The organism is Anaeromyxobacter sp. SG17 (genome assembly GCF_022690695.1).
GTDB lineage: Bacteria > Myxococcota > Myxococcia > Myxococcales > Anaeromyxobacteraceae > Anaeromyxobacter > Anaeromyxobacter soli.
Map to the genome: position 1 here is coordinate 48,637 of NZ_JALCYX010000015.1, position 25,982 is coordinate 74,618.

Consider the following 25,982-nt stretch of genomic DNA (forward strand, 5'->3'; position numbering starts at 1 on the left):
CTGGTTACACTCGGCCATTGGGAGAGAGAAGGAACGACCTTCTTAGCACCCTCGGGTCCTTCGAGACCACCGCCGCTGCCAGTTGAGACCAGTCTACCGGGCCAAGAAAGCACGGCGCCTCGTCCTCTCCGAGTCGCTGCTGCGCTCGCTGCCCACGAATCATCCCTCGAGGCTAACTTCGCCGGCGCCGACTTCACGCGGCCGAACGCGTCGCCGCAGGAGGCAACTGGAACTTTTGCGCCATCGCGTGGTACCAAAGCGGTTCCATGCAACACGCCAGCGCCGCCTCGAGTTCCCCGGGAAGAATCCCTTCCCTCGACGGTCTTCGAGCTATCTCCATCATCGGCGTCCTCGTGGCGCACTCGATGACGGCGGGAACTCGGGAGAGTTCGACTGTGCCGTCACTCGGTTGGCTCGTCCAGTCCCTCGGGCACACCGGCGTCACGGTCTTCTTCGGGATCAGCGGGTTTCTGATCACTACGCTTCTCGCGCGTGAGGACGCGAGGAACGGTTGTATCGACCTGGGCGCTTTCTATCGGCGAAGAGCGTTTCGCATCCTTCCCGCGTACTGGGTCTATCTCGCGGCAATCTCGCTCATTGCCCCCGAACTCACCCTTCCTCAGTTCGCGCGAAGCTTTCTCTTCCTCACTGACCTGGCGCCAACTCACTCTTGGTGGCTGGACCACTCCTGGTCCCTTAGCGTCGAGGAGCAGTTCTACCTGGCGTGGCCGCTGGCGGTCGCTGTGTTGGGTATTCCGCGCGCACGTAGAGCGATCGTCATGGTCTTGCTCGCATACCCCGTCGTAAGAGTACTTTTGCACGCGCTTGTCTTTGCGCCACGGGGAAAGCACTACGGGTTTCTTCATCTGCGGTTCGACACCATCCTGTTCGGCTGTCTTCTGGCACTCCTTCATGCGCACTCCCCCGACCACCTCTTGCTTCGCTTCCTCCGCCGGGGCTGGGTTGCAGCACTCGCTGCTCTCTTCCTCGCCCTCGTCTCGCCCGTATTCGATCACATGCTGCTAACGCCTTACTATGACTATATCGGCGGGGCATGGGTCGGCTCGCTCGCGGTCGGGTCACTCATCCTCTGGGCTGTTCATAACTCCGGCTCGCGCGTCGGACTCCTCCTGAACTCGCGGCCCGCTGTTCATGTTGGCGTGATCTCGTACAGCCTCTACCTCTGGCAGCAGCCCTTTTTCGCGCCAGGGCTCCCAAGCGTACTTTCGTTTTGGCCTGTAAACTTCCTCGCTGCCTTTTTCGCAGCCGAACTCTCGTATCGCTTCGTGGAGCAACCTCTGCTACGTGTTCGCGACAAAATCCTCGTTCGCCGAGCAGCGGGCGGAACTGCGATCGAGTAATCAGCGATCCCGAGGCCTCTCTCGTGAGGGAATCATCGCACTTTAGTGCGCGCAATCTTGCGCGTTACCCAACGGCGACGGAGACACGATCCGTTCGTTGGTTTTGAGACACGGGAGGTTTGCGGCTCGGAGCGGCTCGTGGTCCAAGTTGCGGACTGTACGTGCACTCGGCTCTCGGAGTACTGACGTAGGAGGCGCGCTCGGGCGTCCACATCGTCTTGCGCAGTTCTGGCCGGATGCACAACCAGCTCCATCGCGACAGCTAGCGCCGCCGCCACTCCTCGCGGAAACGCCGGAGCGCCTCGTCGATTTGGAGGGGCTTCGTCCGGAGCCGCGCCGCGGCACGGTCGGTGCGCAGCCCGCCGCGCAAGGGCCGTGGGGCGAGGAGCTTCACGTCCGCGGTCCTGACCGGAACGATCTCGCCCGAGAGGCCGAACTCACTCGCGACCCGCCGAGCAAACTCCACCCGGTCGAGCACCGTGGCGTCGCTCGTGTGCATTACGCCCCGGTATCCCGTCTCGAGCAGCAGCTCGAGGCACATCGCCGCGCCGTTCGCGGCCAGCGTGGTGGAGACAAGCTGATCCGAGAACGCGTGGACCTTCTCTCCGCGCGAGAGCTTCTCCACCACCTGCGTCGCGAAGGTGGCCTTCGCCCCTGGCCGACCGCTGTACACGACTGCGACGCGCGCCACGGCGCAGTCCGTCACGAGCACGAGCGCCGCCTCCTCGCCGCAGCGTTTCGTGCGCGCATAGACGCCGCGCGGGTTCGGCACGTCGTCCTCGGAGTACGGACCGGCGGTGCCGTCGAAGACGTAGTCGGTGGAGACCGCCACGAGCCGCGCACCCAGGGCCCGGCAGGCGCGGGCCACCTGCTCGCTGCCGCCGACGTTCACGCGCCAGGCGAGCTCCGGGTCGCGCTCGCAGGCGTCCACGTCGGTCGCGGCCCCTGCGTGAAGCACCGCCTGGGCGCCGAACTCGCGCAGGACCTGCTCGACCGAGGCGCCGTCGCCGAGGTCGGCCTCGGCCCAGCGGTACGCGCCCGGCGGCAGGCGACATGGCCCGCGGCCGATGCCGAGCACCTCGTGGCCGCCGCTCGCAGCGAGCGCTGCCACGGCCTCGCCGCCGAGCAGCCCGTTCGCCCCGGTGACCGCGACGCGCACTACCGGCCTCCGTACTGCTTCTCGTAGTACTTCAGGTATTCGCCGGAGATGATCCGCTCCCACCACGGCCGGCGCTCCACGTACCAGCGCACGGTCGCGGCGAGCGCGTCCTCGAACGCGTGCCGCGGCGCCCAGCCGAGCTGGGTCCGCGCCTTGGTGGAGTCGATGGCGTAGCGGCGGTCATGGCCGGGCCGATCCGTCACGTACCTGATGAGCGACTCGGGCTTGCCGACGAGGCGGAGCACCTGCTTCACGATGTCGATGTTGTGGCGCTCGCTCGACGCCCCGAAGTTGTAGACCTGCCCGCTCTCGCCCTGCTCCAGCGCGGCGAGGAGGCCGCGACAGTGGTCCTCGACGTGGATCCAGTCGCGCACGTTCATGCCGTCGCCGTACACGGGCAGGGGCAGGTCGCGGAGCGCGTTCGCGATCATGAGCGGGATGAGCTTCTCGGGAAACTGGTAGGGCCCGTAGTTGTTCGAGCACCGCGTGACGACCACCGGCAGCTTGAACGTGTGCGCGTAGGCGAGCGCGAGGAGATCGCTCGAGGCCTTCGAGGCGGAGTACGGCGAGGACGGATCGAGGGGCGTCTTCTCGGTGAAGAGGCCGGTCGGCCCGAGCGAGCCGTACACCTCGTCGGTGGAGACGTGGACGAAGCGCTTCACCCCGAGCTCGCGCGCCGCCTCGAGCAGCACCTGAGTGCCGCGCACGTTCGTCTCGATGAAGACGGACGGGGAGAGGATCGAGCGATCGACGTGGCTCTCGGCCGCGAGGTGCAGCACCGCTTCGATCTTCTCCGTCCGGAAGACGTCGGCGATGAGCTCGCCGTTGCAGATGTCGCCGCGCACGAAGCGGTAGCGCGGGTTCCCCTCGAGGTCGGCGAGGTTCTCGGCGTTCCCGGCGTAGGTGAGCTTGTCGAGGTTGACGATGCGCCACTCGGGCCGCTCGGCGAGGAGGAGGCGCACGAGGTTCGAGCCGATGAAGCCCGAGCCGCCGGTGAGGAGGACGTTCATTCTTGATTCTCCAGCTCAGTCGAACAGCGGCGCGTCGGCGAGGCGCAGCCCGGCCGCGTCCTTCGCGGAGACGACGGGCGAGTCGCCGCCGGTCTGCCAGTCGATGGCGAGGCCCGGATCGTCCCAGCGGATGCAGCGCTCGTGCTCGGGGTGCCAGTAGTCGGTGGTCTTGTAGAGGAACTCCGCCTCGGTGGAGCGCACGAGGAACCCGTGGGCGAAGCCCTCCGGGATCCAGAGCTGCCGCTTGTTCTCGGCGGAGAGCACCTCGCCCACCCACTTGCCGCAGGTCGGCGAGCCGCGGCGGAGGTCCACCGCCACGTCGAGCACCTCGCCGCGGACCACGCGCACGAGCTTCCCCTGCGGACGCGGGAGCTGGTAGTGGAGGCCGCGCAGGACGTTCCGCGCCGACAGGCTGTGGTTGTCCTGCACGAACTCGACGGCGCGCCCGACCGCGGCGTCGAACGCCTTGCGGTTGAAGCTCTCGAAGAAGAAGCCCCGCGCGTCCCCGAACACCTTCGGCTCGAGGACCAGCACGTCCGGGATGCGGGTGGGTCGGACGTTCATCAGAAGACCCGCGTGCCGACGAGCCCGCGGACGTACTGGCCGTAGCTCGACTTGCCCAGGGCCGCGGCGCAGCGCTCGAGCCGGGCGTCGTCGATCCATCCCTGCCGCCAGGCCACCTCCTCCGGGCAGGCGACCTTGAGCCCCTGGCGCTTCTCGATGGTGGCGATGAACTGCCCCGCGTCGAGGAGCGAGTCGTGCGTGCCGGTGTCGAGCCAGGCGTAACCTCGGCCCATGATCTCGACCGCGAGCTTGCCCTCGTCGAGGTACAGGCGGTTGAGGTCGGTGATCTCCAGCTCGCCGCGCGCGGAGGGGCGCACGGTGCGCGCCTTCTCGACGACCTCCTCGTCGTAGAAATAGAGGCCCGTGACCGCGTAGCGCGACTTCGGCCGTGCCGGCTTCTCCTCGATGCTGACGGCCCGCCGCTTCTCGTCGAACTCCACGACGCCGTAGCGCTCCGGGTCGGTCACCGCGTAGGCGAAGACTGTCGCCCCGTCGCGCCGCTCGTCCGCGGTCCGCAGCACCTGCTGCAGCTCGTGGCCGTAGAAGATGTTGTCGCCGAGCACGAGCGCCGACGGGCCATCCCGCACGAAGTCCGCTCCGAGGATGAACGCCTGCGCGAGGCCGTCCGGGCTCGGCTGGACCTTGTACTCGAAGTGCATGCCCCAGGCGCCGCCGTCGCCGAGGAGCTCCGCGAACCGCGGCGTGTCCTGCGGCGTCGAGATGACGAGCACCTCCCGGATCCCGGCGAGCATCAGCGCCGTGAGCGGGTAGTAGATCATCGGCTTGTCGTAGACGGGCAACAGCTGCTTCGAGACGGACAGCGTGGCCGGATAGAGCCGGGTTCCGGCGCCGCCAGCGAGGATGATGCCCTTGCGCCTGGTCGTCATGGGATCCGCCGCGTCTCCGAGCGTTGGAGCAGCCCCGCGTCGTCGCGAGGATGAAACCGTCGGAGCCGCGGCCCGCCTGCAGCTTGCAGCGTCGAGGCGCTCGAACGCCCGTCCGCCGGCCAAGACCGCGAGTCCGCGATCTTCTACGACGCTCCGCGCGGCCGGCGCAAGCGCGGCCGGAGTCCGCTTCCGCTCACGGCAGGCTGGCGCCGTCTCGCGCCGCGGGGCAGCGTGGTGACGCCGGCGGCCGCGGCGTCAGCGCGCAGCCTCGTCGCTCGGCACCCACACCCGGACCCAGTCGATCTCCATCCTGGTGGTGCTCGTCTCGCGCGAGCCGTAGCCGCCCGCCGGGACGTCGCCTGCCCAGCTGTGATCCAGCACCTCGCAGGTGAGATACAGATCCTGCGCGATGTTCGACACGGCCGCGCTCGTCCGGAACACCGGCTTCTCGTCGATGTAGAAGGTGTAGCCCTCCGGGGTCCACAGCACCGAGTAGTCGTGCCACTCGCCCTTGAGCGGCGCGCCATCGGGGTGCGCGACGGTGCGGTTGCTCTTCTTCCACTCGCTCCCGAAGCCGTCCCAGTTGATGCCGACCTGGACGTAGTTGGGCATCCGCCACCCGCTGCCGTCGATCTCGCGGTGCTCGTAGACGTCCACCTCGACGCCGGCGTTGCCCGGGTCGCCGATGGGGTTGCCGTACGTGGCTGGCCACACGAAGAACGAGCACCACTGGCCGTAGCTGTCTCCGAACCGTGCGCGCGTCTCGTAGTAGCCGTAGCGCGCCTTGAACTTGCCGTGCGTGGTGATGTGGCCGGCGTGGTGCACGCCCGCGTCGTCGGTGAAGGTGATGAACGTGAGGATGCCGCCGCCCACGTCGAGCGCCTCCGGTCCCCTCACGCCGCCCTTCCACGGCCCGCTGTTCACGAGCCACTTGCCGCTGTCGACCGCGGACCCGGAGAACTCATCCCGCCAGGCGAGCGTGTAGCCGGCGAACGGGGCGTCGGGCACCGGTTCGCCGGGAGCGCTCGGATCCTGCGGGGTGCTCGGGTCCTGCGGCCGCGGGATCGGCACGTCCGGCGTCGTCCCTCCTGGGAGCTCCCCCGCCGTCCTCGCCGGCGGCCCCTCCGGCTCGAGGAGCCCGCACGCGGAGAGCGCGAGCGCGGCTGCGACGACGATCCGGATCTCGTGGCGCATGGTCTCCCCCCCCCGCCGAGCCGCCCTAGTACGACCAGTTGACGCCCGCCGCGACGACCCCGTTGCCCTTCCGCTCCGTGGTGTCCCAGGTGCGGAGGCGGTCGAGCTGCATCTCGTCCCGGTACGTGAGGAAGAGCCCCCCCGGCCGCCAGTCCCAGCGTCCGAGCGCGAACGACACGCGCCACTCGGGCGGCGTCGCCGTGCCCTCCAGCGCGCCCGGGATGGTCCAGCCGAGCCCGCCGGTGGCGAACCAGGTCCGCGCCACGAGGAAGGTGGTGCGCGCGCCGAGGTACGGGCCGCCGCGGAACGGCAGGGTGGCGAACGCGCTCGGCGCGATGCAGAACGGCCCCCCGCACAGGCTCGGGAGCTTGTAGCCGAGGCTCGCCTCGGCGTCCTTGAGCGTGAACGAGTCGTCGGGGCGCACCGGCCCCCAGTCGTGCACGTGCAGGAAGAAGGAGTTGTCCCGCCAGTCCTCGAACCCGAGCCCCCACAGGAACCGCACGTCGCCATCGCGGGAACGCGGCGTGAGCTCTGCGCCCAGGCGCACGAACGACTTCCACCAGGGGGCGGCCGTCACGATCGCGCCGGTGGTCTGCCGGTCGATGCCGCGGTAGCCGAGGAACGCCGTGCCGCTGAGGTGCTGGCCGGGAAGCACCGGCGGGAGCACCTGCACCGGGCCGCTCGTCATCTCGGGGACCACCGTTCGAGGCGGCTCGCCGAGGCCGTCGTCGCTCGCGCGCGCCTCCGGCGGAGCGGCGCCGACGGCGACCGCCAGCGCGACGATGGCGTAGCGCGAGCTCACTTCCGGAAGCTAGCGGTGGGCCGGCGGACGGCAATGGGCGCGCCCGCGGCACGGCGGGGCGCTCCGATCTTCGCCACGAGTGGAGAGGCGCACGCTCGTTTGGCCGTGGCGCGCCCTCGGGGGATGCGCCGTGGCCTCGCGTGGACCTCCGTCCGCGGGCTTGCTCCCGGCGCTCGCACGCTCGACGTTGGAGCGCTGGGACCGCGCTTGCGAACTTTACCTTTCGTGTTGCTCCTCGCGGCGCAGGCCGCGGCCGGGCAGGAGCCTTTCGGCTCGCCGGGGGTGCCGAGGTCCACCCCCGAGGTCGAGGCCGCGCCGGCGGTTCGCGCGCCCGAACGGGCCCGCGCGAGCGACCACGGCTTCGTGCTCGAGCTCCACAGCGACTTCGGCTTCGAGCGGCTGGTCGCGATCCAGTACCCGGACGATACCCGCACGACGATGCACCTCAACGACGGCTTCGCCTTCGCGCTCGGCTGGAGCTTCCTCCCGCTCTCGCAGGGCCGCCTCGCGACCCGGCTCGCCGCCGGCTTCAAGCTCGACATGCTCCGCGCGTCGAACGGGGACGCGCTCTTCACGACGGTGCCGGTGGACCTCATGGAGCTCGCCTACGCGGGGCCGTTTCGGCTCGGGGCAGGCGCCTCGGTGCTGCTGTGGCCGCGCATGCGCGGCGGCGGGTTCCTCGAGGATGCGCGCTTCCACTTCGACCCGGCGCCCGGCGTGGTGCTCGACGCGGAGTGGATCGTGGCGCCCCGGACCCGCACCGGCCTCGGGCTGCGGGCGAGCTGGTACCGGTTCTCCTGGGACGGCGGATCGCGGGGGGCGCCCTCGATCGGCCTCCTCATCCGGACGGACCTGCCGGTCGGACGGCGAGTGCGATAACATCGCGCCGTCCCCATGGATCCCGGTCTCGACCGCTCGTACCGAGCCCTGAACGACTACTTCGATCGGATCTTCGTCCTCACGCTGCCGCGCGCGACCGATCGCCACCCGGCGATCGAGCGCTCGCTCGGCGGGCTGCGCTACGAGCTCGTGTACGGGCAGGACAAGCTCGAGCTCGACCTCGCCGACCTCGAGGCGCGCGGCGTCTACGACGATCGCGCGGCGCGGCGCGCCCACCGGTACGGGCGCAGCATCACGCTGGGTCACATCGCCTGCGTCCTCTCCCACGCGCGCATCTGGAGGAGGATGCTCGACGAGGGGCACGAGCGCGTGCTCGTCTTCGAGGACGACGCCGAGCCGATCCCCGAGGCCATCGGGCTCGCCCCGGCGGTCCTGGAGCAGCTCCCTCCCTCGTTCGAGCTCGTCTACCTCGGCTACAAGGGGCGCGAGGTGGTCACGGCACGGCGGCGGCTCGACCAGGCCGCCTACGTCGCGCTCGGGGCCTTGGGCCTCATCCGCTGGAGCGCCCGCGAGGCGATGAACCTCTTGCCGCGCCCCTACTCGGAGAACCTCCGCCGGGCCGGGCGCCACGATCACACCCACGCGTACGCGCTGAGCCGCTCCGCGGCCCGGAAGCTCCTCGCCTCGCAGCAGCCCGTCGTCCTGAACGTGGACACCGGCATCGGCAGGCTCGTCCTGCGCGGGGAGCTCGAGGCCTACGTGAGCGAGCCGAAGCTGTTCCGGCAGCGGGGTGACACCTCGTACATCCTCGAGGGGCCACCGACGGCACAGCGGTAGGGAAAGGGTTCTCCCTTCGCGCGATCCGTTCGCGTACAGTCGCGCAGCGTCCATGCGCTCCCGACCGCTCGTTCTCGCCTTCGTCCTCGCTCTCTCGCCCCCCGCCGTCGCGCCGGCGGCCGACGACACGCGCTGCAAGCCGGCCGCGACCTTCGCGGTGGACGGGTTCCGGGACCCCGCCGACGACCTCGCCCGCGTGGGCGAGCTGGTCGGCGCGGTCGCGCCTGAGCCGCGGCTCATCCGGCGCGGCGGGTTCCGCTCGGAAGAGACCTGCGCCGCCGTCGCGCTCCCCTGGAACGTCGCGCGCGCGCCTGCGGACGGCGAGCGCTTCCTCACGGCGCTCCCCGCCCGGCTCGAGGGCACGTTCAACTCCCGCTTCCCCGAGGGCGCGAACGACGGCCTCCTGTGGGCGGGCCGCGGCGTCTCGGCGTTCGCCACGGTCGGCGTCGCCGGACGCTACGGGCCGCTCTCCTTCGCGCTCGCCCCCGAGGTCGCGGTCTCGCAGAACCGGGACTTCACGCTCGTCCCGAACGGCAAGACCGGCGATCTCCGCTTCCAGAACGCCTGGTACGGCGACACGATCGACTATCCCCAGCGCTTCGGGGCGGGGACCCCGACCTTCTGGGCGCCCGGCCAGAGCTACCTGAGGCTCGACGTCTGGAACGTCGCCGCCGGCGTCTCGACCGAGAACCTCTGGTTCGGGCCGGGCATCCGGAACTCCATCGTGATGTCCTCGGCCGCCGCCGGGTTCCCCCACGCCTTCGTCGGCACCTCGCGCCCGGCCGACATCTGGATCGGAACGGTGGAGGCGAAGGTGCTCTGGGGGCGGCTCGACCGCACGCGCTACGTCACGACGCCGACGCACCCGCTCCTCACCGCGCTCGTGGTGGACTACACCCCGCGCTGGCTGCCGCGCCTGTCGCTCGGCCTCGCGCGCGTTCAGCTCCAGGTGTGGGACGACCTGCGCGTCCGCGACTGGTTCCCGTTCTTCCAGAGCTTCGAGAAGAAGAACCTCAGCTCCTGGTACGGCGGCCCGCAGGGGGACAACCCGCGCGACAACCAGCTCGCCTCCGCGTTCGGCCGCTGGGCGTTCCCCGAGAGCGGGCTCGAGATCTACTTCGAGTGGGCCCGTGAAGATCACGAGAACTCGTGGGCGGGCTTCATCCGCGAGCCGGACCACACGCAGGCGTACACGCTAGGCCTCCAGAAGGTCGCGCGCCTCGGCGAGCGCTGGGTGCGGTTCCACGCCGAGTACACCGACCTGCAGGAGTTCCGCCCGGTGAGCAGCAGCCGGGGGCAACCCGTCTACTACATCCACGGGAACGACCTCTCCTACACGTACCAGGGCCAGCTGCTCGGCGCGTGGATCGGGCCGGGGGCCGACTCGCAGATGGTGGCGCTCGACGTGTTCGGCAAGCGCGGCCGCATCGGCGGCTACCTCGAGCGCGTGCGCCGGAACGAGCCCGTGTTCTGGCTCGTCATCGACCCGAACAACCCGGGCGAGATCTCCCACGACACGGAGGTCACCGCGGCGGTGCGCCAGGTCTACTTCGCGGGGCCGGTGGACGTCTCCTGGGAGGCCGCGGCCACATACCGCTGGGACCGCGACTTCCTCCGCAACGAGCCGAACCTCCGGCTCGGCGTGCAGCTGGCGATGCCGCTCGGCCGCCGGCCTTGATCCCGCTCCTGCGGCGGCGTCCGCCCGCCCGTTCGTTCCGGGGGCAGCCAGGGTCTGGTAGAACCGGACGGTCATGACGTCCCTATCCGTCCTCGTCCCCGTCTTCAACGAGCAGCACCTCGTCCAGACCTCGCTCGCGCGGCTCGAGCTCCTCGAGACCTCGCCGCACCTCGAGCGCGTGCAGGTCATCGTGGTGAACGACGCCTCCAAGGACGGCACGGCGGGCGCGCTCGCGGCGTTCGCGGCGGAGCGCGGCATCGCGTGGCAGGAGAACGGGCCCGCCGCGGAGGGCGTGCGGCTCCGCGGCCACGGGCGGACCGGACGGATCGAGTGGGTGTTCCTCGAGCACGTCGTGAACGGCGGCAAGGGCGCGGCCATCCGCACCGCGCTCGCCGAAGCCGACTGCGAGCTCTCGGTGATCCACGACGCCGACCTCGAGTACCACCCGAAGGACCTGCTCCGCATCGTGAAGGTCTTCGTGGACGAGCAGGCCGACGCGGTGTTCGGCTCCCGCTTCGCGGGCGGCGAGGCGCGGCGCGCGCTGCTCTTCCGCCACGAGCTCGGCAACCGGCTCCTCACGTTCCTCACCAACTGGGTGACGAACGTGAACCTGACGGACATGGAGACCTGCTACAAGGCCGTCCGCACCGAGCTCCTCAAGTCGCTGCCGCTGCGCTCGAACGACTTCCGCCTCGAGCCCGAGCTCACCATCAAGCTCGCGAAGCGCGAGGCGCGCATCTTCGAGGTGCCCATCAGCTACTCGGGGCGCACCTACCAGGAAGGCAAGAAGATCAACTGGCGCGACGGCCTGAAGGCGCTGTTCGCCATCCTGCGCTTCTGGCTCTCCGACGAGATCTACGCGAAGGACGCCCACGGCTCACAGATCCTCGGGCGGCTCGCGCGCGCGCCGCGCTTCAACGCCTGGATGGCCGACACCATCCGCCCGTTCTGCGGCCAGCGCATCCTGGAGATCGGCAGCGGCACGGGCAACCTCACCCGCCGGCTCATCCCCCGCAACCGCTACGTCGCCTCGGACATCAACCCGCTCTACCTCCAGACCCTGCGCAGCCTCACCGCCGACCGGCCCTACCTCGACGTCGCCCTCACCGACGTCACCGCGGCCGGCTCGTTCCCGAAGCTCGAGGGCGGCTTCGACACGGTGGTGTGCCTCAACGTCATCGAGCACGTGGAGGACGACAAGGGCGCCCTCGAGAACATCCGCGCGGTGCTCTCCGAGCGCGGCCGCGCGGTGGTGCTCGTGCCGCAGGGCCCGGAGCTGCTCGGCACCCTCGACGAGGTGCTCGGCCACAAGCGGCGCTACACCGAGGCGTCGCTCCGGGTGCTCGCGGTCGAGAGCGGCTTCGATGTGCGGGAGGTGCTGCGCTTCAACCGCGTGGGCACCGCCGCGTGGTGGCTCAACGGCAAGCTCCTCAAGCGCCGCTCCTTCGGGCTCCTGCAGATCGTCGCCCTGAACCTCCTCACGCCGCTCTTCCGGCTCGTGGACCGGGTGCTGCCGCTGCCGGCCCTGTCGCTCATCGCGGTCCTCGAGCCGGCGCGCGCCGGGCGCGCCGCGGAGCCGCAGTTCCCGCAGGAGGCGCTCGAGCCGGTGCCGCCCTCGCTCGACGTGGGGTGAGGCGCGCCCCGCCCGCGCCGGAGGGCGAGCGGGGCGCGTGACGGTGTCGGACCTCCCTACTGGCTCGCCCCCGGCGCGCTCGGGTAGGGCGGGCTCGCGCCGCGGAGCCCGGTCTGCGCGGTCTGACGGAGGAACGCGCCCACGCCCCGGTAGCTGTGGAGCTTGTTCGCGTGGGCGACCACCTCCACGGCGGCGCCGTCGAGGAGCGCGCGCGCCACGATCGCCTCGCCGAGGTCGCGCACCGCGTGGAGCTCTCCGCCGCAGTAGGGGCAGGACTCCGCCGACTCCGCGTTCGCGCCGATGGCGAGGCAGTTCTCGCAGCGCCAGCCCGTGCCGTCGAAGCACTCCTCGATGACGAGCCGGTGCACGCGCCCCTGGTTCAGCGCCTCGACCACGTCGCTCGGGCCGAGCACGCCGAGCGCGCCGCGGAGCGACTGGGCCACCACCTGCTCGATGGCGTCGTGCTCGTCCAGCTTCTCCCGCTCGGCGAGCGCCTTCACGGCGCCCTTCACGATGCCGTCGCGCCGCATCCCGTCCCCGGACTCCCAGTCCCGCGGCCGCGGGAGCCGCGCGATGATGCGCTCCTTGAGCCGCTCCGGAAGCTCGCGCTCGAAGGCGGCCAGCGTCTCGGCGGTGCCGACGAGCACGACATAGGCCTGCCGGTGCTGGTCGTAGAAGGCGGTCACCTCCGCCGCCGCGGCGCGCCGGTTCTTCTGGACGTAGTTCTCGTGGTGGCGGACCTCCTTCGTCTCCCGCTCGTACTGCGCCCGCGGCCGCCCGGAGCCGCCCGCGTTGAAGTTGTCGCGCTCGCGGCGCGGGACGAAGCCGCGCAGGTTCGCCTCGACGGCGAGGTCGCCGAGGGACACGTGGTAGATGTCCGCGCCCTCCTGGCTCGGCGCGACCACGATGGCCGGCGCGACGTCGTCCTGGAGCCGCGCGAGCTGGGTGAGGTGCGGGATGGCGTCGGTGGTGAGCGCGTTCTCGAACGACCGCCGGAAGAAGTGCGGCTGCCACAGGCCGAGCGCGTCGCACGCGAACAGCGCGAGCCCGTTCTTGTTCTCCTCGTACTCCTGGCCGAGCAGGCCGTTCACCTGCTCCTGGATCCGCCTCAGGTTCTTCTCGAGCCCCGCGCGGCCCGGGCTCTCCGGTAGGTAGTGCGCGAGGGTCTGCCGGATTCGCTCCTGCACGAACAGCCGGACGCGTTCGCGCTGCTGCTCGTCCTTCCAACGGATGTCGAGGTACAGGCTGACGATGGGCTCGCTGCCGCTCTTGTAGCGGGCGAGCTCGGAGAGCGTTCCGTCGAGCTCGATCATTCCTTCCTCCCTTGTCACCACAACGTGGACATGCCCACGGGCCCCGCGCGCGTCGAGTCGTCGGCGGGGCTCTGCGCCTCTCGATTGGCCGATTGCCGCGCCGCGCCGGACGGGTTAGATGGCGGCCGTGGCCCTGCTCGACGCCCTGCGCGCGCTCACCGACTTCACCCCCCCGCGGGCGCTGCCCGACGCGGATTTCTCGCTCCTCGGCGACGTCCTCGAGGCGCACGGCCTCGGGCCGCTCGCCTCGTACCAGCTCGAGACGACGCGGCTCGGCGCAGGCCTGCCGGAGGCGTTCCGCGAGCGCCTGCTCGGCAACTACCAGGGGGTCGTGAACGACAACGTCCTGAAGCTCGTCTCCCTGCGCAACGCGCTGCGCGAGGCGCCGGAGCTGCCGGTGGTGCTGCTCGACGCGGCCGCCTACGTGGACTGGCTCTACCCGCACATGGCGTTCCGCCCGGTCGGCGAGGTACGCATCGCGATGCGATCCGCCGACCGCGAGCAGCTCGTCTCCCGGGTGCCTGCGCTCCACGTGGAGCGCACCGAGCACGAGGGCCGCACGGCCGTGCTCGCCGACGAGCGCATCACCATCGCCGTGCAGGACGCCCTGTGGCCCGGCGGCCCGGCGGAGGGGCCGCTCTTCGAGCGCGGCCGGCCGCACCGGGCGTTCGGCCCGGGGGCCGCCAGGCCATCGGCCGAGGACGCGCTCCTCGGGACCGTCGCGGAGCAGGCGGGCCTGGGGCTCTTCGCGCCGCTCATCACCTACGTGGACGTGCGCGAGCTGCTCCGCCTCGAGCTCGACCTCCGGTACCTGCACGCCCGCGCCGCGGACCTGCGGCTATCGCGGGCGCTCTTCGGCTCGAGCCTGCTCGCCGCGCACTTCTACCCCGAGATCGCGGACGCGGCGGCGCGCGTGCGCCCGGCGCTCGGCATCGCCGAGCGGCTCGCGGTCGAGCGGGTGGTCGAGGCGGCGAAGGACCCGGCCCAGCTCCGCCACCTGCGCGGCGTGGACGCCGCGGCGAGGCTCGTGGTCGCGCCGTGACCCCGGAGCGCGCGAGACGCGTCGGCGTGGGGGCCTACGCGGCCGCCCTCGCAGCGCTCTCGCTCCTCCACCTCGGCACCGGGCTCGCGGACAACGGCGACTTCGATCGCTCGACCTACTTCCTCCTCGAGAAGCCGGTCGGGTTCGCGACGAACTGGCCGCCCTACGACACCCCCGAGCGCGAGCGCCGCATTCTCGGCGAGTGGCACGACCGCTGGGAGCTCGCCCCGGACGCGCCGCGGGTCCACCCGGGCATGACGGCCTCGTCCTACAAGCCCATCCTCGCGGCGCAGGTGGCCCTCGACGGGCTCGTCACGCGCGACCGCGAGTACTCGTTCGTCGTCGGCTCCCTGCCGCTCCGCGCGCTGCTCGTCGCGGGCGCCGTCGCGCTCGTCGCTGCCGCCGCCGCCGAGGCGCCCGTCGCGGGGGTGGTGCTCGCCCTCCTGCTCGGCCTCGCCGCGCTCGAGACGAGCTTCGTCGCGTTCCTGAACAGCGCCTTCGAGGACCAGGTCGCGATCGTGTTCCTGCCGCTCCTCGCGCTTCTCACGTGGCGCGCGGCGCGGGAGCGATCGCGCTGGGACGCGCTCGCCGCGCTCGCCGTGGCCGCGCTCGTGGGGGCGGCGAAGTCCGCCTTCTTCTACCTGCCGCTCCTCGCGGCGCCCTTCCTGTGGGACGCGCTCAGTGCGCGGACGGCGGCCACTCGCGCGCTGGCGGTCGCGGCCCTCCTCCTCGCCCAGGCCGTCGCCGTCGTCCCGCCCCTCGTGAACCGCGCCACGACGCGGCTCAACGCCTACCAGGCGCTCTACTACGGCGCGCTCCTCCCGCTCTCCGACGCGGAGCTCGCCGAGGTGCGTGTGCGCGGGGCGCCGGTCGTTCGCGACTGCATCGGCGTGCGAGCCTACGTGCGGCCCGAGGGGCCGGCCTGCCTCGAGCGCGCGCCCGGCTCGCTCGCCGCCGCCGCAGGCCTCCTCGCGACGCACCCGCGCGCCGCCGCCGCGCTCGTCGCCCGCGCGGTGGCGAAGGGCGCCGACGTGGACCTCGCCTACCTCTCGAAGCGCGCGCCGAGCCTCGCGTCCTACGCCGAGCTGTTCCCGTTCCGCTTCTGGACCGGCGTCTTCCACCGGCTCGGCCGGGCCGTGCTCGCGCTCGCGCTCCTCGCGGCCGCCTCGCCGCTCCTCGCGTCAGCGCGGCGCTCCGGCGCGGCGCGCGCGGCGGGGCTCCTCGCGCTCTTCGGCGCCCTGCAGTACCCGGTCTCGCTCGCCGACGGGCTCGTCGAGACGCAGAAGCACGTGCTCGTGGGGAACTACGCCAACGTGCTCGCGCTCTCGCTCGCCGCGGCCTGGCTCGCCGCCGCCGGGGCGCACGCGCTGCGCCGGGCGCGCCCGGAGGCGGGCGGCGCCGCGCCGGCGCACGCTCGCACCGCCGCTCGTTGAGCCGGCCGCTCCGTGCTACCCTCCGGGCGCTTTTTCCTGGGGGAGCACACATGCGGATCGCTGTCGTCGGCACGGGCTACGTCGGCCTCGTCACCGGCACCTGCTTCGCCGAGACCGGCCACACCGTCGTCTGCCTCGACGTGGACGCGCGCAAGATCGAGACGCTGCGCGCCGGCGGCATCCCGATCTACGAGCCCGGCCTCGAGGAGCTCGTCCGCCGCAACGTGAAGGAGCGGCGGCTCACCTTCACGACCTCCTACGCCGAGGCCATCGGGGGCGCGGAGGTCGCGTTCATCGCGGTGGGCACTCCGCCCGGCGAGAACGGAGAGGCGGACCTCCAGTACGTGCTCGCCGCGGCCGAGGACATCGGCCGCCACCTCACCCGCCCGTGCGTGGTGGTGGACAAGAGCACCGTGCCGGTGGGGAGCGCGGAGAAGGTCGCCGAGGCCCTGCGGCGCGTCGCGCAGCACCCGTTCGACGTGGTCTCGAACCCCGAGTTCCTCAAGGAGGGGGCCGCCATCGAGGACTTCATGCGGCCCGACCGCGTGGTCGTGGGCGTCGCCTCCGAGCGCGGGCGCGCCGTGATGGCCGAGCTGTACGCGCCGTTCGTCCGCGCCGAGCAGCCGGTGCTGTTCATGGACCTGCGCTCCGCCGAGCTCACCAAGTACGCGGCGAACGCCATGCTGGCGACGCGCATCTCCTTCATGAACGAGATGGCCGCGCTGTGCGAGCGGCTGGGCGCCGACGTGGATCAGGTGCGGCGCGGCATCGGCTCCGATCGCCGCATCGGCCACCCGTTCCTCTTTCCCGGCGTGGGCTTCGGCGGCTCCTGCTTCCCGAAGGACGTGCGCGCCGTCATGACCATGGCCCGCCACGTGGGCCTCGACTTCGACCTGCTCCGCTCGGTGGAGCGCGTGAACGAGCGCCAGAAGCGCTGGCTCGTGGAGAAGGCCACGAAGCACTTCGGCTCGCTCGCCGGGAAAACCATCGCGGTGTGGGGGCTCGCCTTCAAGCCCAAGACCGACGACATGCGCGAGGCGCCGGCGATCTCGGTGGTGGAGGGGCTCCTCGGCGCGGGCGCCCGGGTGCGGGCCCACGATCCGGTGGCCGCCGAGGTGGCGGAGCGGCTCTTCGACGGCCGCGGTGTCGTGCTCGCCGACGAGCCCTACGCGGCGGCGGAGGGCGCCGACGCGCTCATGCTCGTCACCGAATGGAACGAGTTCCGCCAGCCCGACCTCTCCCGCCTGAAGACGCTCCTGCGCCAGCCGGTGCTCCTCGACGGCCGGAACGTGTGGGACGCCGCGAAGATGCGGGCGGCGGGGTTCACGTACTACGGGGTGGGGCGGAACGTCAGCTAGCCCCGCGCCCCCGGGTCCGTGCGGGCCGCGCCGACCGCTCCCGCGGCGACGCGCTCCACGGTCCGAGCGCGGGCGGCGATCGCGCCCCATACCGTCATCGCCGCGATCAGCAGCAGATAGACGACCCGGTACTGGTACCGGTCCTGCGGGTTCGAGAGCGACGCGCACACGACGGCGTTCGAGACCGTGCCGGCGACGAGCAGCGCAGCGAACGGCCAGGCGCGGGCGGCGGCCGAACGCGCGGCCCGCGAGGCGCCCGCGACTCCCAGCGCCGACGCGGCCAGCGCGAGCGCCACCCACTGCACCTCGTCGAGCCAGCGCAGGTGCAGCGCTCCGCGCTGCTGCGCCGCTCGCATGTACGCGGGAAAGGCTCGCGGCAGCCAGCGGCGGGTCTCGGCCACCGCGTAGAACGAGGGGTCCGCGAGGGGCCGGATCCAGCGCGTCGGAGACACGAGCAAGAGCTGCTGCGCGGAGGCGGAGGCGGCCTCGCGGACGTGCCTTGCGAGTCCACTGCGAGTGCGGACACTCGCCCGGAGGATGTCGCGAAACTCTGCGAAGTTCTCGTCGGTCCACCCGCCCGTGAGGTAGAGCGGGCTCGAGGGGGACCAGGCGAACTCGTCGGTCGTCATGGGGAGCCGGTCCTGATACGCGCACAGCCGCCACCGGGCCTCGGCGCAGCGCGCTCCCAGGACGTCGGCGAGGATCCCGTTGGCCGCCATGCGGCCGACGAGGAACACCGTCCCGCCGCGCGCCAGCGTGAACCCGCCGCCCATGAGCGCGTGCGTCGTCGGAATGGTGAGCCAGGCGGACGCGGTGATGACGGCGATGAGGGCGAGGCGGCGCGGCGCAAAGCGGAAGCGGGCCCGGCGCGCGGCGAGATTCCAGCCCCCCGCGAGCAACAGCAGGGCCACTGCCAGGTTCAGGTGCGACAGATGGACGACGAGCGCGAGCCACAGCAGCGCTCCGAAGGCGACGAGATCCCGCCGGCTCAGCTCGAGGCCGAGCACCGCCGCCATCGACACGATCACGAGCGCCGTGAAGACGTCCGGCATGAGCTCGCTCGCGGCGATGCCCGCTCCGCCCAGGCAGGCCCCTGCTAAGGCCAGCGCGACGGCGGCCCCCGGCGAGGAGCGGCCTGTCGCGAGCGAGAACGCGCGCTGGAGCGCCCAGGCGAGGAGGAGGGCCTGCGCCACGACCACGAGCCAGGGTTGAGAGCCGGCGCTCGCGACGCGCAGGAAGAGCCCGTACGTCACGGGACGGTCGACCGGCACCTCGGGGTGGAAGCCCGACAAGATGTACGTCCCCGTGTCGTCGTACACGAGGGGGTAGCCGTTCAGGACAGCGGGCCAGAGCAGGATCGCCGCAGCCGCGGCGAGCGTGAGCCATGGCACGAGGCGTCTTGCCGCGGAGCGCTCGGCGGTCCCCGGAACGGCGCTCGGCGCTCGCATCGTGGGCTGCGGACAGGAGATGGCAACCTCCAGGAACAGACGGGCGGTCAGCGGGAGCTCCGTGCATCGCCGAGCGGATTCCGGACGGCGCTGCGCATCCTACTTCGCGCTCCGTGCGGCATCCACGAGAAGCCGCGGCCAGCCGGGCCCGCTCACACCCGCGGGTTCTTCCCCTTCGAGAGCACCAGCACGACGCCAGCGACTTCCTCGAGCACGTACTCGAGCCGCCGCGCGACCGCGAGCTCCTCGAGCACCTTCTGCCGAGACTCCGGGTCGGAGACCACCGCGGCGCCCACGAGGTCCACGATCGCGGAGGGATCGCTCATCTGCGCGACCGCCTCGGCGAGCTGCGGCGCGCCGGACTCGGCCGGCAGCCGCGTCGAGAGCTCGTAGACGAGCTGGCGGAGCGCCTCGAGCTCCGGGACGAGCGCGGCGGCGCCTCCCTGGGGCCAGATCTCCTCCAGGATCTCCGCCTTCCACTCCCGGTACGCCTTCTCGGTGACGTGCTCCTCGACGAGCCGCACGCGGGCGAGGCCGCGCACGAGGATGTCGTAGCGGCCGTCGGGGTACTCCTGCTCGGCCTCGATGATGCCAGCCCCGCAGATGGGCTTGAGGCGCGGGCGAAGCCGCTGCGCGTCGGCCTTGGTGTAGAGCGCGGGGATCGCGACCACGCGATCCCCGGCCAGCGCGTCCTTCACGAGCGCCTTGTAGCGGGGCTCGAAGACGTGAAACGGCGTGGGCGTCCCGGGGAGGACGGCCACGCCGTGGAGCGGGAACACCTTGAGGGCGGCGCACGCGCTCGCGAGCGCCGCCCACTTGCCCTGCGGAGCGATGCGCTCCGCGCACATGTTAATGGGCCGCCGGGCTCGCCGAGGTCTCGCCCGCCGTCTTCATGCCCACCTGGATGCGCATCCCGTAGAACGAGCGGTAGACGAAGAACAGCGCGACGGCGAGGAAGACGGCCGCGAGGGTGACGCGCGTCCCGAGCTCCATCTTGATCGCGAGCTCGACGGCGAGGAGGCCGAAGAGCGTCGTGAACTTGATGATGGGGTTCATCGCGACGGACGAGGTGTCCTTGAAGGGGTCGCCGACGGTGTCGCCGACCACGGTCGCGTCGTGCAGCGCGGTGCCCTTCGCCTTGAGCTCGACCTCGACGACCTTCTTCGCGTTGTCCCAGGCGCCGCCGGCGTTCGCCATGAAGATCGCCTGGAACAGGCCGAAGATCGCGATCGAGATGAGGTAGCCGATGAAGAAGAACTCGTCCACGAACGAGAAGGACAGCGTCGCGAAGAACACGACGAGGAAGATGTTGAACATGCCCTTCTGCGCGTAGACCGTGCAGATCTCGACGACCTTCTTCGAGTCCTCGACGGAGGCCTTCTCGACGCCCTCGAGCTTGATGTTGGCCTTGATGAACTCGACCGCGCGGTAGGCGCCGGTGGAGACGGCCTGCGTGGACGCGCCGGTGAACCAGTAGATCACCGAGCCGCCCATGATGAGCCCGAGCAGGAAGAGCGGGTTCAGGATGGAGAGCTTCTCGAGGTTGGCGGTGAGGCCGCTCGTGAGCGCCACGATGATCGAGAAGATCATCGTCGTCGCGCCGACGACGGCCGTGCCGATGAGCACCGGCTTTGCGGTCGCCTTGAAGGTGTTGCCGGCGCCGTCGTTCTCCTCGAGGAAGTGCTTCGCCTTGTCGAAGTTCGGCTCGAACCCGAACTCCTTCTTCACCTCGGCGTGGACGTTCGGGACGTTCTCGATGAGCGAGAGCTCGTAGACGGACTGCGCGTTGTCGGTGACCGGGCCGTAGGAGTCGACCGCGATGGTCACCGGCCCCATGCCGAGGAAGCCGAAGGCGATGAGGCCGAAGGCGAACACCGCCGGGGCCATCATGAGGTCCGAGAGGCCGAGCGTGGAGACGCCCCAGCCGGCCGCCATGAGGGCGGTGATGACGAGGCCCATCCAGAAGGCGGAGAAGTTGCCCGCCGTGAGGCCGGCGAGGACGTTCAGGGACGCGCCGCCCTCGCGGGAGGCCGTGACGACCTCCCTCACGTGGCCGGAGGAGGTGGAGGTGAAGACCTTCACGATCTCGGGGATGATCGCGCCGGCGAGCGTGCCGCAGGTGATGATCGTCGAGAGCTTCCACCACATCGTGCCGTCGCCGAGGTCGGCGATGAGCAGGTACGAGACGACGTACGTGAGGACCACCGAGACGACCGAGGTGAGCCACACGAGCGCGGTGAGCGGCGCCTCGAAGTTCATCACGGTCGCGGCGGCGTAGCGGCCCTTCGCGACGGCCTCGTTGATCCAGTAGGACACGACCGACGCGATGACCATCATGATGCGCATCGCGAAGATCCAGACGAGCAGCTTCACCTGCACGGCCGGGTTGGAGATGGCGAGCAGGATGAAGGTGATGAGCGCGACGCCCGTCACGCCGTAGGTCTCGAAGCCGTCCGCGGAGGGGCCGACCGAGTCACCCGCGTTGTCGCCGGTGCAGTCGGCGATGACGCCGGGGTTGCGCGCGTCGTCTTCCTTGATCTTGAAGACGATCTTCATCAGGTCCGAGCCGATGTCGGCGATCTTCGTGAAGATGCCGCCGGCGATGCGGAGCGCGGACGCGCCGAGCGACTCGCCGATCGCGAAGCCGATGAAGCAGGGGCCGGCGAGGTCGCGCGGGATGAAGAGGAGGATGAACAGCATGATGAGCAGCTCGACGCTGATGAGCATCGTGCCGATCGACATGCCGGCCTTGAGCGGGATGGCGTAGGTCGGGAACGGCTTGCCGCCCAGCGACGCGAACGCGGCGCGGCTGTTCGCGTAGGTGTTCACGCGGATGCCGAACCAGGCGACGCCGGTCGAGCCGATGATGCCGACGAGCGAGAACAGGAGGATGATCGCCACCCGGCCCAGCCCCATCCCCTGCTGCCCCTCGGGGCCGGTGGTGAGGAAGCCGAAGTACGCGACGATGATCACCGCGATGAAGGCCCACAGGATCGCGATGAACTTGCCCTGCGTGCCGAGGTAGGTCTTCGCGGTCTCGTAGATGAGCTCGGAGATCTCCCGCATCGAGCGGTGCACGGGCAGCGCCTTGAGCTGCCGGGCGACGACGAGGCCGAAGACGAGGCCGAGCGCGCAGACGAGGAGGCCGACGAGGAGGAGCGAGTGCCCCGTCACACCGCCGAGGAAGGTCTCGGACCCGAGGTCCGGCAGGACGAGGTTCGCCTCGCCCCCGCCGTGGTGCGGCGCTGCGGCGACGGCGAGGCGTGAAAGCAGGTGGGAGATGTTCATGGTCCGGGAATCCGAATCTTCGGATATTTCTTGGAATATCCGTTGGTTGCGCGACGGAACGCCGCGGCGGAGCCCGGATAGTACCGGCCCGTTGCGCTTTTTGGCAAGCGTTGGGGATGTTCGGGCGTCCCGAGCGCCCGCGGGCGCCGCGTGGCGCGCGGAAGAGCCGCGCCGCGGCCGGCGCCCCGCGCCGTAGGCGGGGGCGATCGCGGCCGGGCGAGCGCTCAGATGCCGGGCGTCGGGGCGCCGCTCGAGGTGGCGGTGAGGCCGCCGAGGTCGAGCGCCGCGAAGTTCACGTTGAAGTAGCCGGCCACGCCGCAGGAGTACATCACGCGCTTCACGATGCGGAACGGCACCGCCTTGTCCGCCTGGATGTTCACCACCCCGTCCCACTTCTTCTCGGGGTCCTGCTGGTGGATGAACTCCCAGCGCTTCTTCTCGTCGCGCAGCCGCTCCTCGAGCGCGGGGATGTTGAGGTAGCCCGAGTCGGAGTCGAGCTCGCGGATGTCCGCGACCTTCACCCCGGTCACGACCACCTGGTCGGCGCTCACCGCCACCACCGGCGCCATCTCGATCATCTGCCCGTGCTGCGCGTCGGGGAGCTTGATGTCCTTCTGCATGTACAGCACCTCGCCGGTGGCGCTGAACTGCTGCAGGAGGAAGATGACGAGCATCGTCATCATGTCGACCATCGGGACGACGTTCAGCTCCGCGTTGGTCGCCTTGTGAGCGCGGCCCATCTTGCCGCCGAGAATCTTCGACTTCTCGAACCGCTTCGCCGGGCGCTTGCCTGGAGTGACGATGGGCATGGCGGCTCTTTAGACCCCGGTGACGGCGACGGAGACGAGCCCCGCGCCGACGCACGTGTCGATGACCTGCACGAGGTCGCCGTAGGGCACGGTGTCCTCGGCGGAGAGGGTGACCGCGGCGGCGTCCGGGTGATCGCCCTTGAGCGCCTTCAGCCGCTCGCCGAGGCCCTTGAGGTCGAAGCGCACGAGGCCGTCCTGGCCGCGCCCGAGGTTCGGGATCTCGATGGAGGTGCCGGCCGAGGTGGAGAGGTTGAAGCCCCGCTCGCCCATGGCGAGGGTCACGAGGAGCTGCTTCTGCGCCTCGGTCTGCTCGACCTCGGGCGCGCCGGTGCCGAGCTGCTGCACCTGGAGCCGCGAGACCTGCGTCCAGACCGCGGTGTAGAGGAGGAAGGTGATGCAGCAGGAGAGCAGGTCGATCGCCGGGACGACGTTGATCGTCGCGTCGAGCGCCTTCTTTCGCCGCTTGCCACCGCCGCCGCCCTGCTCGGGCATCGCGCCGCCGCCCATTGGCTACCTCCTCTCGCGTGAGCTCGGATCCGCTGCCGCCCGTGGCTCGCGCCGCGGGCGGTCGCTCGGGCGCCCCGGGCCGCTCGCCCCGAGGGGCGAGCGGGGAGCGCCGGGATCCGTCCTAGTCGTCGTCGCCCGTCGACACCGTCGCGGGCATCTTCATCTTGTCCTTGTTCGCGACGATGAGGTTCAGCACGGCGACCGAGGTCTCGTTGATCTCGTCGATCATGTGCTGGGTGCGGCCCTGCAGCACCGAGAAGGCGACGAGCGCCGGGATCGCGGTGAGGAGGCCGAACGCGGTGCAGTTCATGGCCTCGGAGATGGAGTCGGCGAGGATCGCCGCCTTGTCGGCCGGGTTGGCGTTCGCCACGGCGCCGAACGCGCCGATGAGGCCGACGATGGTGCCGAGGAGGCCGAGCAGCGTGGCCACGTTGCCGATCATGGCGAGGTAGCCCGTGCGCGCCTCGATCTTGGGCGACTCGCGCAGGGTCGCCTCGTCCATGGCGGCCTGCACGTCCTGATCGCCCTTCGGCACGTTGATGAGCCCCGCCTTGATGACGCTCGTGAGCGGCGTCTTCTTCTGCGAGGCGGTGAAGCTGATCGCCTTGTCGAGGTCGCCCGCGTAGATGTGCTTCTTGAGGCCGCGCAGGAAGGCGTCCTTATCGACGTTCGCCCTGAAATACAGGGCGATGATGCGGTCGATGACGAGCCCCACCACGAAGAACAGCGACACGAGGATGGGGTGCATCATCCAGCCACCGTCGTGGTAGTGCTTCGCCAGCGTTCCGAACATGTCGCCCATCTGGAAGGGTCCTCCGGACCGTGGGCACGCGCGGAAATCCGCAGGGAATTGCCGCGCGCTTGCCCGAGTGCTCGATCCCCTATCACGGGGTTTTCAGAGGCGTCAATTCGACGGCGTGCGCGCGCCGCGCACACCGTTCGACCTACACGCGACGCGCCCGCCGCCCCGCGCGGCCGTGTCGCGCACGTCCGGGCGAGACGGTGCATCCGCCGCGCTCGCCCGGCAATTGCCCGCGAGGCGGCCTGCGTCGTAGGCTCTCCGCCTCCGCGCGCCGGAGCGCCTGGCCGGTGAGCGGCCGAAAGCGCGCCGCGCTCCGTCCGGGCGGTCGTCGGACATGCCGAACGAGACCACCTTCGCGCCCTACCGCCTCGCGCCCGGCGCGTTGCCGGAAGAGGCTGCCCGCGCGGCCGCCGCGCTCGACGCGCACCCGCTCGTCGCCACGCCCGCGGAGCCCTTGCCCGCGTCGCTCGTGAACCGCGCGCTCGCCGACGTGCCGTCAGGCCGCGCCACGACGCCGTCCGAGGCGTGCCGCGCGGCCGACGGGACGATCGCGGGCATGGGCGGCACCCCGCGCGCCTGCCTGTCGTCCGAGCGCCAGCGCGCCCGCGTCGGCGAGGCGGTCCGGGCCGCGCTCTCGGCCGGCTTCGCCGGCGTCTGCCTGGACCGCCCGGACGCGCCGCTCACGCTCGGCCTCCTCGGCGCAGGCTTCTGCACCGACTGCCAGCGCGCCTTCACCCGCCACCTCGTCCGCGAGTACGGCGATCACTTCCAGCCGATCGACTACCTCTCCCTCGCGCGCGAGGCGGTGGCGCAGGCCTCCGGCGCGCTGTCGTTCGAGGTCCTCCCGTTCGGGCGCGACTTCTGGCGCACCCGCAACGAGGCGCTCGAGCGGGCGGTCGCCGACTACGCGCGCAGCGCACGCGACGCGGCCCGCGCCGCCGCCCGCGCGTTCGAGGTGGTGGTCCAGTTCGAGGCGGTCGGGCCGGCCCAGCTCCGCGCCGCGCGCCACGCCGACGCGGCCATCTTCCCGGCGAGCCTCGCGCCCGGCGCGACCGGGATCGGCCTGTTCCGCCTCCTGCGCGCGGCGATGGGCCGCCGCCTCGCCGCGGTGGCGCCCGCGGCTGCCTCCGCCGCCGGGGCGCATCCGCACGCGCGCCTCGCCGCAGTCGCGGCGAGCTGCGGCATCGACCTCTCCGGCGTCGAGCCGGCAGCGGCGCCGGGCACGGAGGTCGCGGCCGTGCGGCGGCTCGCCCGCCAGCTCGCCACCGCGGGCCGCTCGCCCCTCGTGACCACGCCGGTCGCCGAGTGCGCGATCCTCTACTCCGCCGAGGCGGACCTCTGGTCCGGCGGGCGGCACCGCGCCGCCGTCGAGCGCGCGGCGGAGGCGCTCGCGCAGCTGCACGTGCAGACCCCGGTGGTGCTCCGCCTCGAGGACGCGCCGCCGGAGGCGGTCGTGGTGCTCGCCGACGCCGTGGGCGTGACGCCGCTCGAGGCCAAGGAGATCCGGCGGCGGCTCGAGGCAGGCGGGGGGGTGCTCGCGTTCGGCGAGCCCGCCGGCGCCGACGAGGTCGGGCGGCCAGGCGCGACGTTCTTGCCGGGCGGCAAGCCCGCCGGCGTGCGCGTGGGGAAGGGGACCTTCGCCGCCCTCGCGCCGCTCGCGCCGGAGAAGGGCAGCGCCGCGCCGCCGGACCCGGCGCTGCTCGAGCGCGCGCTCGCGGCGCTCCTCGGCAAGGGACGCCGGGCGGCGTCCGTCGCCTCGCGCCAGCCGCTCCTCGTGGTCCTCGACCGCACAGAGGGCGCGGTTCACGCGCACCTCGTCACGCTCGGCCCGGAGCGCGCCCAGGGCGCGACCCTGTTCCTCGGCCTCCAGGTGGCGGGCGACGCCCGCCGCGCGCGCTTCGTCTCCGCAGACGGCAGCGACGTGCGCATCCCCATGAACCCGTCGGGCTACTCGCTCTCCACGGTGCTGCCCGCCTTCAAGGGCTACGCGATCCTCAGCGTGAATGTTTGAACGGAG

The 25,982-nt window shown here is 71.4% G+C and carries 22 protein-coding genes; 9 read left to right on the plus strand and 13 right to left on the minus strand.

From position 1 onward, the window contains the following. Positions 1-266 precede the first annotated feature (266 nt). The gene (locus MNY60_RS08390; protein ID WP_242360393.1) at positions 267-1,361 is read left to right on the plus strand and encodes an acyltransferase; all 1,095 of its coding nucleotides are present in this window, start codon (positions 267-269) and stop codon (positions 1,359-1,361) included. A gap of 262 nt (positions 1,362-1,623) precedes the next feature. Here MNY60_RS08390 and MNY60_RS08395 read toward each other — a convergent pair whose 3' ends face one another. From MNY60_RS08395 to MNY60_RS08420, 6 genes are all read right to left on the minus strand, one after another. Next, the gene (locus MNY60_RS08395; protein WP_242360394.1) at positions 1,624-2,520 is read right to left on the minus strand and encodes an SDR family oxidoreductase; all 897 of its coding nucleotides are present in this window, start codon (positions 2,518-2,520) and stop codon (positions 1,624-1,626) included. Next, positions 2,520-3,530, minus strand: a complete 1,011-nt coding sequence (rfbB, locus tag MNY60_RS08400; RefSeq protein WP_242360395.1) for a dTDP-glucose 4,6-dehydratase — start codon at positions 3,528-3,530, stop codon at positions 2,520-2,522. Before rfbB ends, MNY60_RS08395 begins: the two co-directional genes overlap by 1 nt. Positions 3,531-3,545: 15 nt before the next feature. Then, entirely contained in the window at positions 3,546-4,094 is a 549-nt protein-coding gene (gene rfbC / locus MNY60_RS08405; protein WP_242360396.1) for a dTDP-4-dehydrorhamnose 3,5-epimerase, read from the minus strand. Further along, entirely contained in the window at positions 4,094-4,981 is an 888-nt protein-coding gene (rfbA, locus tag MNY60_RS08410; protein WP_242360397.1) for a glucose-1-phosphate thymidylyltransferase RfbA, read from the minus strand. The genes rfbC and rfbA overlap by 1 nt, the downstream gene beginning before the upstream one ends. A 255-nt stretch (positions 4,982-5,236) precedes the next feature. Beyond that, a complete protein-coding gene (locus MNY60_RS08415) occupies positions 5,237-6,175 on the minus strand; it encodes a glycoside hydrolase family 16 protein (protein WP_242360398.1) in 939 nt (312 codons plus the stop codon). Between the two features lie 25 nt (positions 6,176-6,200). After that, the gene (locus MNY60_RS08420; protein ID WP_242360399.1) at positions 6,201-6,977 is read right to left on the minus strand and encodes a hypothetical protein; all 777 of its coding nucleotides are present in this window, start codon (positions 6,975-6,977) and stop codon (positions 6,201-6,203) included. Positions 6,978-7,202: 225 nt separating this feature from the next. Between MNY60_RS08420 and MNY60_RS08425 the strand changes: the two genes are divergently transcribed. The 4 genes from MNY60_RS08425 (at position 7,203) to MNY60_RS08440 (ending at position 11,965) form a co-directional block, all read left to right on the plus strand. Beyond that, a complete protein-coding gene (locus MNY60_RS08425) occupies positions 7,203-7,856 on the plus strand; it encodes a hypothetical protein (RefSeq protein WP_242335628.1) in 654 nt (217 codons plus the stop codon). A gap of 15 nt (positions 7,857-7,871) precedes the next feature. After that, positions 7,872-8,654, plus strand: coding sequence for a glycosyltransferase family 25 protein (locus MNY60_RS08430; RefSeq protein ID WP_242360400.1), 783 nt, complete (start codon positions 7,872-7,874; stop codon positions 8,652-8,654). Positions 8,655-8,706: 52 nt separating this feature from the next. Then, a complete protein-coding gene (locus MNY60_RS08435; RefSeq protein WP_242360401.1) occupies positions 8,707-10,332 on the plus strand; it encodes a capsule assembly Wzi family protein in 1,626 nt (541 codons plus the stop codon). A gap of 73 nt (positions 10,333-10,405) precedes the next feature. Continuing rightward, positions 10,406-11,965, plus strand: coding sequence for a glycosyltransferase (locus MNY60_RS08440; protein WP_242335637.1), 1,560 nt, complete (start codon positions 10,406-10,408; stop codon positions 11,963-11,965). A 56-nt stretch (positions 11,966-12,021) separates the two neighbouring features. Here MNY60_RS08440 and MNY60_RS08445 read toward each other — a convergent pair whose 3' ends face one another. Beyond that, a complete protein-coding gene (locus tag MNY60_RS08445) occupies positions 12,022-13,278 on the minus strand; it encodes a hypothetical protein (protein WP_242335639.1) in 1,257 nt (418 codons plus the stop codon). Positions 13,279-13,396: 118 nt separating this feature from the next. Here MNY60_RS08445 and MNY60_RS08450 point away from each other — a divergent pair, with 118 nt between their 5' ends. From MNY60_RS08450 to MNY60_RS08460, 3 genes are read left to right on the plus strand one after another with little or no spacing between them, the layout of a single operon-like run. Beyond that, positions 13,397-14,320 (plus strand): nucleotidyltransferase family protein, encoded by a 924-nt coding sequence (locus MNY60_RS08450; protein WP_242360402.1) that lies wholly within the window; start codon positions 13,397-13,399, stop codon positions 14,318-14,320. A gap of 26 nt (positions 14,321-14,346) precedes the next feature. Continuing rightward, a complete protein-coding gene (locus MNY60_RS08455; RefSeq protein ID WP_242360403.1) occupies positions 14,347-15,753 on the plus strand; it encodes a hypothetical protein in 1,407 nt (468 codons plus the stop codon). A 50-nt stretch (positions 15,754-15,803) separates the two neighbouring features. After that, positions 15,804-17,111 (plus strand): UDP-glucose/GDP-mannose dehydrogenase family protein, encoded by a 1,308-nt coding sequence (locus MNY60_RS08460; protein WP_242360404.1) that lies wholly within the window; start codon positions 15,804-15,806, stop codon positions 17,109-17,111. Here MNY60_RS08460 and MNY60_RS08465 read toward each other — a convergent pair. The 6 genes from MNY60_RS08465 to MNY60_RS08490 all read right to left on the minus strand — a co-directional run bounded on the left by MNY60_RS08465 (position 17,108) and on the right by MNY60_RS08490 (position 23,965). Beyond that, positions 17,108-18,502, minus strand: a complete 1,395-nt coding sequence (locus MNY60_RS08465; RefSeq protein WP_242360405.1) for a hypothetical protein — start codon at positions 18,500-18,502, stop codon at positions 17,108-17,110. The two genes, MNY60_RS08460 and MNY60_RS08465, sit on opposite strands and share 4 nt — an antisense overlap. 209 nt (positions 18,503-18,711) lie before the next feature. Then, positions 18,712-19,407, minus strand: a complete 696-nt coding sequence (locus MNY60_RS08470) for an LON peptidase substrate-binding domain-containing protein (RefSeq protein WP_242360406.1) — start codon at positions 19,405-19,407, stop codon at positions 18,712-18,714. A 1-nt stretch (position 19,408) separates the two neighbouring features. Then, positions 19,409-21,847: a sodium-translocating pyrophosphatase gene (locus MNY60_RS08475; RefSeq protein WP_242360407.1), complete on the minus strand. Its 2,439-nt coding sequence runs from the start codon at positions 21,845-21,847 to the stop codon at positions 19,409-19,411. 224 nt (positions 21,848-22,071) lie between these two features. Next, positions 22,072-22,656 carry a biopolymer transporter ExbD gene (locus MNY60_RS08480; protein WP_242335654.1) on the minus strand — a complete coding sequence of 195 codons (585 nt, stop codon included), beginning with the start codon at positions 22,654-22,656 and terminating at the stop codon, positions 22,072-22,074. Positions 22,657-22,665: 9 nt separating this feature from the next. After that, positions 22,666-23,163, minus strand: coding sequence for a biopolymer transporter ExbD (locus MNY60_RS08485; protein ID WP_242360408.1), 498 nt, complete (start codon positions 23,161-23,163; stop codon positions 22,666-22,668). A 121-nt stretch (positions 23,164-23,284) separates the two neighbouring features. Then, positions 23,285-23,965: a MotA/TolQ/ExbB proton channel family protein gene (locus tag MNY60_RS08490; RefSeq protein ID WP_242344800.1), complete on the minus strand. Its 681-nt coding sequence runs from the start codon at positions 23,963-23,965 to the stop codon at positions 23,285-23,287. A 334-nt stretch (positions 23,966-24,299) separates the two neighbouring features. Between MNY60_RS08490 and MNY60_RS08495 the strand changes: the two genes are divergently transcribed. Next, the gene (locus MNY60_RS08495) at positions 24,300-25,976 is read left to right on the plus strand and encodes a hypothetical protein (RefSeq protein ID WP_242360409.1); all 1,677 of its coding nucleotides are present in this window, start codon (positions 24,300-24,302) and stop codon (positions 25,974-25,976) included. Positions 25,977-25,982: the final 6 nt, after the last annotated feature.

Coding starts and splice junctions, on each gene's coding strand:
- MNY60_RS08390 (WP_242360393.1), top strand. CDS start 267: ATGCAACACGCCAGCGCCGCCTCGAGTTCCCCGGGAAGAATCCCTTCC.
- rfbB (WP_242360395.1), bottom strand. CDS start 3,530: ATGAACGTCCTCCTCACCGGCGGCTCGGGCTTCATCGGCTCGAACCTC.
- rfbC (WP_242360396.1), bottom strand. CDS start 4,094: ATGAACGTCCGACCCACCCGCATCCCGGACGTGCTGGTCCTCGAGCCG.
- rfbA (WP_242360397.1), bottom strand. CDS start 4,981: ATGACGACCAGGCGCAAGGGCATCATCCTCGCTGGCGGCGCCGGAACC.
- MNY60_RS08415 (WP_242360398.1), bottom strand. CDS start 6,175: ATGCGCCACGAGATCCGGATCGTCGTCGCAGCCGCGCTCGCGCTCTCC.
- MNY60_RS08430 (WP_242360400.1), top strand. CDS start 7,872: ATGGATCCCGGTCTCGACCGCTCGTACCGAGCCCTGAACGACTACTTC.
- MNY60_RS08435 (WP_242360401.1), top strand. CDS start 8,707: ATGCGCTCCCGACCGCTCGTTCTCGCCTTCGTCCTCGCTCTCTCGCCC.
- MNY60_RS08440 (WP_242335637.1), top strand. CDS start 10,406: ATGACGTCCCTATCCGTCCTCGTCCCCGTCTTCAACGAGCAGCACCTC.
- MNY60_RS08445 (WP_242335639.1), bottom strand. CDS start 13,278: ATGATCGAGCTCGACGGAACGCTCTCCGAGCTCGCCCGCTACAAGAGC.
- MNY60_RS08450 (WP_242360402.1), top strand. CDS start 13,397: ATGGCGGCCGTGGCCCTGCTCGACGCCCTGCGCGCGCTCACCGACTTC.
- MNY60_RS08460 (WP_242360404.1), top strand. CDS start 15,804: ATGCGGATCGCTGTCGTCGGCACGGGCTACGTCGGCCTCGTCACCGGC.
- MNY60_RS08470 (WP_242360406.1), bottom strand. CDS start 19,407: ATGTGCGCGGAGCGCATCGCTCCGCAGGGCAAGTGGGCGGCGCTCGCG.
- MNY60_RS08475 (WP_242360407.1), bottom strand. CDS start 21,847: ATGAACATCTCCCACCTGCTTTCACGCCTCGCCGTCGCCGCAGCGCCG.
- MNY60_RS08480 (WP_242335654.1), bottom strand. CDS start 22,656: ATGCCCATCGTCACTCCAGGCAAGCGCCCGGCGAAGCGGTTCGAGAAG.
- MNY60_RS08485 (WP_242360408.1), bottom strand. CDS start 23,163: ATGGGCGGCGGCGCGATGCCCGAGCAGGGCGGCGGCGGTGGCAAGCGG.
- MNY60_RS08490 (WP_242344800.1), bottom strand. CDS start 23,965: ATGGGCGACATGTTCGGAACGCTGGCGAAGCACTACCACGACGGTGGC.
- MNY60_RS08495 (WP_242360409.1), top strand. CDS start 24,300: ATGCCGAACGAGACCACCTTCGCGCCCTACCGCCTCGCGCCCGGCGCG.